The sequence below is a fragment of the Neobacillus rhizosphaerae genome (assembly GCF_050477885.1).
GTDB lineage: Bacteria > Bacillota > Bacilli > Bacillales > Cytobacillaceae > Neobacillus > Neobacillus rhizosphaerae_A.
This window is the reverse complement of the sequence record NZ_JBCNAC010000211.1, coordinates 1-7,168: the sequence shown is the minus strand read 5'-3', so window position 1 is coordinate 7,168 and position 7,168 is coordinate 1. Positions and strand designations below refer to the sequence as shown.

Genomic DNA, 7,168 nt, shown 5'->3' with positions numbered 1-7,168 from the left:
TCTTATCGACCGGCACTCACACAAAGCTCTCGCAATCTCAAATGTCTCCTAATTAATAAACACAAACTCCGTCCTACTACCAGTCTGACCCGCAATAACCTCAAGTCTGACATCAATACGTTCCTTGAGTTCCGGTACGTGCGAAATGATTCCCACTAATCGGCCGCTGCTTTGAATATCCATTAACGCTTCAATCGCTTGGTCTAATGACTCTGGGTCAAGCGTACCAAATCCTTCATCAATAAACATCGTCTCTAATGACACACCGCCCGCATAATTTTGGACCACATCCGCTAGCCCAAGTGCTAACGACAAGGATGCCTTAAAGCTCTCGCCCCCAGATAATGTTTTAACATGACGTTCCTGGCCAGTATACTGATCGAACACAAGCAGTTCCAAACCACTTTGCGCATTCCCTTTCGCTCGGTCCGTTTTTCTGAGCAATTCGAAACGACCCGATGTCATTTTTCTTAAGCGAACATTCGCTTCGCGCAAAATATCGTCTAAGAAAGCTGCAAGCACATATCGCTCAAAGGTAATTCGGAAATTATTTTGCCCTTTGGCAATCTCGTAAAGATGTCCAATTAGCTTATACCTTTCCTCAAGAACCTTCATCTGTTCATTCAAACTTACTACCCTGCTGTATATTTCTTCATTATCACGCTTTTTAACAAACAAATCCGTACGTTGCTGGTTTAGTTCTTCCAGTTCGCTTGTTCGTTTTGTAAGCTCCAGCTTTAATCCCTCAACATCAGGCGTTTTTACATCTGATAAAAGTTCTGTCAGCTCGTTCAAACGATCTGTAACCGAACGTACCTCTTCTCGATAACCACGGATTTGACCCTCTAGTCTGCGAATTTCATCCTCTGATTGTTTCGAAGAATGATACACACCATAGTTCTCAAAACCTTGCTCTGATAGCTTTTCTTTAAAGATTTCCCGTTCTGTCAAAAGCTCCTGTTGCTTGCTAGAGAAGTGACTCTCGGCATCTTGCAACCTAGCTGATTCATTAGAGCGCTTTTCTTTCACTCCCTGTAAGCGTTGTTGAGCTTCCTCTAATTGTTTCACAAGGATCTCATAGCGGTTACGTGAAGCATTGAGTGTTTTTTCGTATTCAACTTCTGAACGAAGACTCTCTGGTATGAGCTTCATCATTCTTGTCAAATTTGTTTTCTTTTCTGTAAATTCAACAGTTACTTCGTTCACCTTAGCCACTAACTGTTGAATAGCAAGCTGCACCTCGTTTTTTTCAGCTTCATTCTTTTCAATGACACCCTTTATATCGTCCAATTGTTGTATCTGTTCAGCCAGTTTGCTTTGAGTCTTTACAAGCTGATTTTTCACAGTGGACGTTTCCATTTTTACATGTAATAAATCCTCATTTGAAAAATCAACTCGATAGGATCGTATTTCCTGAAGCATTTCTTGAACTGCATCCATCTGTGTCTTTTCCGCGGATTGACATTGGTAAAAGTTTGCTTCATCTATTGATTTTTCTCTTTCCCATTTAGCCGCCTGTTCCTTTGCCGCTTTTAGATCTTCCTCGGTAGGAATATCGTCTTCATACTGTAGAGCTGGAGTCGGGTGATGCTCAGAACCACAAACAGGACATGCCTCACCATTTTGAAGCTTTGCAGCTAAAATCGCAGCCTGCCCATGCATCCATTTCGTTTCTAGTTCATCAACAAGAACTCTGGCGTCTGTAAATTTGGCAACCGTATTTTCATAACGACTAGTAATGGTCCTTAAATTCTGTTCAGCCTTTTTGTAGCGTCCAAGTAAGGTCTCATATTTTTCGAATCGTTCAAGCTCAGCCTTAAGCTTATCCATTTTACTTTCATTTTCTAAGTAGCTAAGCTTTCCCTTTTCGATCTCTTCCCTTTGCTTGTTAAGGGAAGTAATATGCTCAAGCAAATGTTCAAGTGCTTGTTCGGATTGTCTCAATTTTTCTTTCGATGCCTTTAACTCAACATCCTTTTGTGTGGTCTCTTTAAGCAAGGCAGCAAATGAATAGACATCCTCCTTCATATTAACTAATTGATTGACTTCATTGAGGGCTGCTTGGCGTTCACTTTCTCGCTCAAGTTCCATTTGGAGCTTCTGCTCATACTGCTGCATTAATTGATCAAGCTTTTCCATTTCCGCTTTAATAGAATCAACATTAATTTGAAGCTGATCTACTTCCCTCTTTAACCGGTGACAAAGCTCCTCTTGTTTTGCTAAAAGCGCGGCTTTTTGTGCTCGTTGTACCTGCACTTCTTTATCGGCAAATAACGCTTCTTGTGCAACAAGACGTTCTTTTTGCTCCTTTAAATCTACTTTAGTCTGCAGCTGTTTCAAAATCGCTTCCGCTTCAAAAAGTTGTTCCTTCAATTTATCCTGTTCCAGACCCTTAACTTTAAACTGGACATTCAGTTCTTCTAGCCTCTCACCGATTCCAGATATCTCTTCCTTTAAGAGTGGCAGTATAATCGTATCATTTACACTATTTGCCTCGATATATTCCCGCAACTCCTCATTTGTCACTGCTTGGATGCGCCGAATCGCCTCGTTTCGTGCCTGCACTTGATCCTCTACCGCTTTTTTAAGATCCGTTGCTTCTATTTTTAGCTTCTCTTCGACCATTTTATATAACTGGGTATGGAATAAGCGCTGAAGGATCACTTCTTTATCTTTACTGTCTGAAGTCAGTAGTTTTCGGAATTCACCCTGTGGAATCATTAAAATTTGCCTGAATTGATTAGCATCAATCAGCATAATTTCCTTAATTTTCTCTTCTACATCATTGATCTTTGATGCCAGCAGCTTTTTCTCGCCATTGTCATCCCACTTATAGAGTTCGGCCTTTGCACCTAGCTGCGTATATCCTTCTCCCTTATCCTTTTTCTTTAGCTGTTGTGGTGACCTGGTTATCGAATAAACTTTATTCCGAAGAGAAAAATCGAGAGAAACCTCCGTTAAATGTTCATCGCTGGCAAATTGACTACGGAGTTCTGGACCATTCCGATCCTCACCACTGGCCTTACCATAGATTGCATAACTAATCGCATCAAAAATAGTCGTTTTACCGGCACCTGTTTTTCCAGAAATCACAAACATGGTTCGATTTCCTAAATGAGTAAAGTCGATTTCTTCCCTGCCTGCATAAGGACCAAATGCCTGTATGGTTAGTTTTAATGGTTTCATTTGATTCCCTCCTCACGCAGTACTTGATCGATAATCTCTGCCATTACCGCTTTTTTATCACTAGTAAAATCAGACGTAGTTATCTCTGAGTAAAATTGTTCAAATAACTCAAGCTCAGACTTTTTCTCACTACGGATTGCGCTGAACGACTGCTTTTTTTTCAAATCAGTAATGTCTATTTTTCTTTCAAGATGTAGAACATTAGGGTACACTTGGCGCAATTTATTGATCGGGTCTATTAATGCCCCTTCGTCAAGTAGAGTAATTTTCAAATAATCATGGACTAGTTCTTTTTCATAAAAATGGGGGTCGAGTAATTGTTCCAAATGGCCTTCTAACTCGCGCATATCATGTCTTGGTGTAAGTGAGCGGTAACGATGGGTAAAATTCCCCTTCTCATCCATTTCGATGATACTTATTGACTTCTTTTGTTTTGCTTCTGAAAAAGAATATTTTAATAGAGAACCTGAATATTTCACCTTGTTGTGATTAATCGCATCAGGGCTATGCAAATGACCTAGTGCGGTATAGGAGAATGGTTCAAACAATTCCGCTCCAACACAACCTGAACCACCTACAGATAATATCCGCTCGGAATCTGAGGTCTGGCCTCCTAAGACAAAAGCATGTCCTACCAATACATTCGGTTCATTTGGATTTAATGATTCTTCCATTTTGCCGATAAGTGCTTTCATGGCATCTTGATGGGAGTGGATCGTCTCGTCTTCAAGAAGCTGGCGGACCACCCCCGGCTCTGCGTAAGGAACAAGATAGAAGTTCACTCCATTAATGTTTACTGGCCTAAAGCTGTTTGATAATTTACCAGACAAATAGAAATGGCTGTGTTTATACCAAGAGCTGCCAAACGACAGACGCTCTGCGCTGTCGTGGTTACCAGCGATTGCAACCACAGGCGTCTTCAACTCTACATTAATCTTAAAAAGAATCTCATCTAGTAACTCTACTGCATCCGTCGGAGGCACGGATCGGTCATATAAATCTCCTGCAATGACAACCGCATCTGGCTTTTCTTCGGCCACAATAGCCACAAATTGTTCCAATGCCTCGCGTTGATTTTCTGTCATATATACACCGTGAACTAATTTGCCCAAATGCCAATCCGCGGTATGGATAAATTTCATCTGAATCCCCCCAATTTTCATTAACTGCACATTTATGAATACTACCATTATAGCAAAATACCAATAACAATGAGGCTGGAAATCATTATCGAAGTGGGTAAATTAAGGAGTTTAGAAGGAGGAACGAAAAACAGCCCGGAACAATGTCCGGGCTGTTATAGTTAGTTGTAGTTTGAATTACTTCTTAGTTACGTTAGCAGCTTGTGGTCCACGAGCTCCTTCAACAACTTCGAAAGAAACTTCTTGACCTTCTTCTAAAGTTTTGAAACCTTCTGTTTGGATTGCAGAATAGTGAACGAATACGTCGTTTCCGTCTTCTGCTTCGATGAATCCAAAACCTTTTTCTGAGTTAAACCATTTTACTTTACCGTTTTTCATGTGAAAAAATCCTCCTATTGGCTAACAAAAGCCATGTGTAAAATTCACCAAATTACAACGTGATAGTTTTACTTTCATATTCTTATCCAAACATTGATTAAAACTTTGAACAAGCTAGTAACATAAATCTAATCTCGTGCAACGGCTGATTAAAATTTATCATGAGATTAGCCTAACTGTCAAGAAAGGAGAGGGCGACACAAACCGCCACAATTCTACATTTCTAAGGGTTTTCTCGTCATAATCCATAGGTTAAAAGTCTCTTTTAGCATGTCTGTTTACGAGTAATCTGTCACTTTTTGTAGGAAAATAATACATTATTATTATCATAAAAATATTTAACTAAAGACTACACTCAAATTCTATTACTTTTCAATCCTACTATTGTGAGAATTCCCTGTAAAAACAATATTTCTGTCGATTTTTCCGAATCTGCACTTTACACCTTTAATGATATCCTTCACTAATAATTCAAGGCCAATGTAGGTTAAGGAAGGGACATCAGCAAACAGTTTTTTCACCTCCCACTTTAGTTCATTCTTTCCACAAATGCTGTGACGATTGATTTGTTCTACTTCTTCCTTAATTTTCTCCATTTCCTGCTTTTGTTTTGATTTGGGTAGAAGAATAATCCTATCCAAGCGCTGTAGGAATTCCAATGATTTTTCTATCCTAACAGCTACCTCATCATGAACATCTTTTGTAATCAGGTTGTTTTTATATTTAAAGTCATTTAGCTTTAAAGCCGAATCATAGGTGGCTCTTACGATTTCCGCTCTTGTCATACTATTTGTTTCATAGCTCAGCATATTTTTCCACGAAGGCTGTCTCATTGCCTCCCGGAAGTCTTCAAGCTTATGACAGAATTTCTTATACCCATACTTTTCTGGATGTTCAAAAGCAGGGCTTCCAGGATCAAGAAAGGGTGAAAGCGGAGCAACAAAATAGGAAATACGTAGGTCTTCGTCACACTTCTTGTGAATAATTTCACAAAAATCTATATTTCTCATTGCACTTTCATAATCTTGATTCGGTATCCCAGTCATAAAGAATAAATCAATTTTGGCACAATTGTATTTTAAGGCAGCTTGGAGCATTTCAATGACCTTTTCATTTGAACATGGAAGCTTCCCATTATACTTCCGAATATCCTCATCTGCTGATTCAAGTGTCAATTCAATACTGTATTTTGGAATGGACTTATGGAGACGTATAAAGAAATCCTCATCCGCATAATTAAATAATTCAAACACAATTTCATTCTTCAGCTTCATTTTTTCTAACCCGGTAAGGAATTCCTCAACGTACTCCTTTCCTCCCTGCCTAATATCATTTAACAGGAAAATGGGAGCACGTGTAAATCGTTGAATAAATGCTATGTCCTCAAGCATTTTTTTAGGTGATCTCATCACCAGTTTTTTTCGATTACAGTTTAGCTCATAGGCATCCCTCGATCCACCGCAAATTAAACAATTATAGGTGCACCCTTTTGACGTTAAGATTGCTGTATTCGGATACTGTAGCCAGCCTTTATAGGGCAATGGATCAAGTAGGTTAAAATATTTAAATACGGACCGAATAATGTATCGATAGCCTGGGAAATCGAATTCATCTAAACTATCAGGAACATAGGACATATCGTTATAGTGATAGTCAGTTCCTTTTTTCCATGTAAGATTAGGAATATCAAAAAAACTGTCCGTTTCCTTCCCCTCTAGTTTATTTAGGAGCAAGAGAATTAATTTTTCCGTTGTATCACCGCGCAAAACAAAATCAATAAACGGATATTGTATGAGTTCTTTGTGAAAATAAGTACTGGAAAGTCCGCCGAACATGACTGGGGTATCTGGGTGGTATTTTTTGATGATTTTTGCAAGTTCTACACTTCCATGTGCATGTGGAAGCCAATGAAGGTCAATGCCAAAAGCCTTTGTTTTTATTTTCCTGATTTTCTTTTCTACATCAAACTTAGGGTTTAATAACATACGATTGGCGATATTAATGATTTTTACTTTTAGTCCATAGCGCTCAAGAAAATCTCCGATGCTTGTTAAGCCTATAGGGTACATCTCAAATACGGGAGAAGAAGGAACGACATCGCTAATTGGACCTGTAAATAGCATCTCCTTTCGAAAATCATATACAGTTGGGGGATGCAGCAATACCAAGTCATACATCTTTGAATCACCTTCCTAAAATGACTTTATTTGGCTACATCTTAATAGTAATCTAATATTTGTAAAAAACAGGTGTAAATTATTACAAAATAGAGATTTTTTTCTCTAATCAGAAAAGTGCAAGTACCTTGGTCAGCACCGATCAAGAAGACTGGTAGATTGGCTTGCGGGGCACAGTAGTCACCCTTAAGCCTACAAAAGTTCTTACCTATAGTAGCAGGGCAACCTTGTCGCGGGGCATTAGAACCTTCTTCTATTTACCAGTCCGGTACTTTTTCTCTTGCC

General features: G+C 39.1%; 4 protein-coding genes. All 4 read right to left on the bottom strand.

Going from position 1 to position 7,168, the window contains the following annotated elements:
• Window positions 1-48: 48 nt before the first annotated feature.
• A complete protein-coding gene (locus tag ABES03_RS25765; protein WP_430122077.1) occupies window positions 49-3,186 on the bottom strand; it encodes an AAA family ATPase in 3,138 nt (1,045 codons plus the stop codon).
• Window positions 3,183-4,328, bottom strand: coding sequence for an exonuclease SbcCD subunit D (locus tag ABES03_RS25760; RefSeq protein WP_430122075.1), 1,146 nt, complete (start codon window positions 4,326-4,328; stop codon window positions 3,183-3,185). The genes ABES03_RS25765 and ABES03_RS25760 overlap by 4 nt, the downstream gene beginning before the upstream one ends.
• A 177-nt stretch (window positions 4,329-4,505) precedes the next feature.
• Window positions 4,506-4,706, bottom strand: coding sequence for a cold-shock protein (locus ABES03_RS25755; protein ID WP_007083969.1), 201 nt, complete (start codon window positions 4,704-4,706; stop codon window positions 4,506-4,508).
• A 365-nt stretch (window positions 4,707-5,071) separates the two neighbouring features.
• Complete coding sequence (locus ABES03_RS25750) at window positions 5,072-6,883, bottom strand: TIGR04190 family B12-binding domain/radical SAM domain protein (RefSeq protein WP_430122072.1); 1,812 nt, start codon at window positions 6,881-6,883, stop codon at window positions 5,072-5,074.
• Window positions 6,884-7,168 lie beyond the last annotated feature (285 nt).

What these genes read in the sequence shown, in the direction of transcription:
- ABES03_RS25750 (WP_430122072.1), bottom strand. Translation starts at nt 6,883, where the DNA reads ATGTATGACTTGGTATTGCTGCATCCCCCAACTGTATATGATTTTCGA.
- ABES03_RS25760 (WP_430122075.1), bottom strand. Translation starts at nt 4,328, where the DNA reads ATGAAATTTATCCATACCGCGGATTGGCATTTGGGCAAATTAGTTCAC.
- ABES03_RS25755 (WP_007083969.1), bottom strand. Translation starts at nt 4,706, where the DNA reads ATGAAAAACGGTAAAGTAAAATGGTTTAACTCAGAAAAAGGTTTTGGA.
- ABES03_RS25765 (WP_430122077.1), bottom strand. Translation starts at nt 3,186, where the DNA reads ATGAAACCATTAAAACTAACCATACAGGCATTTGGTCCTTATGCAGGC.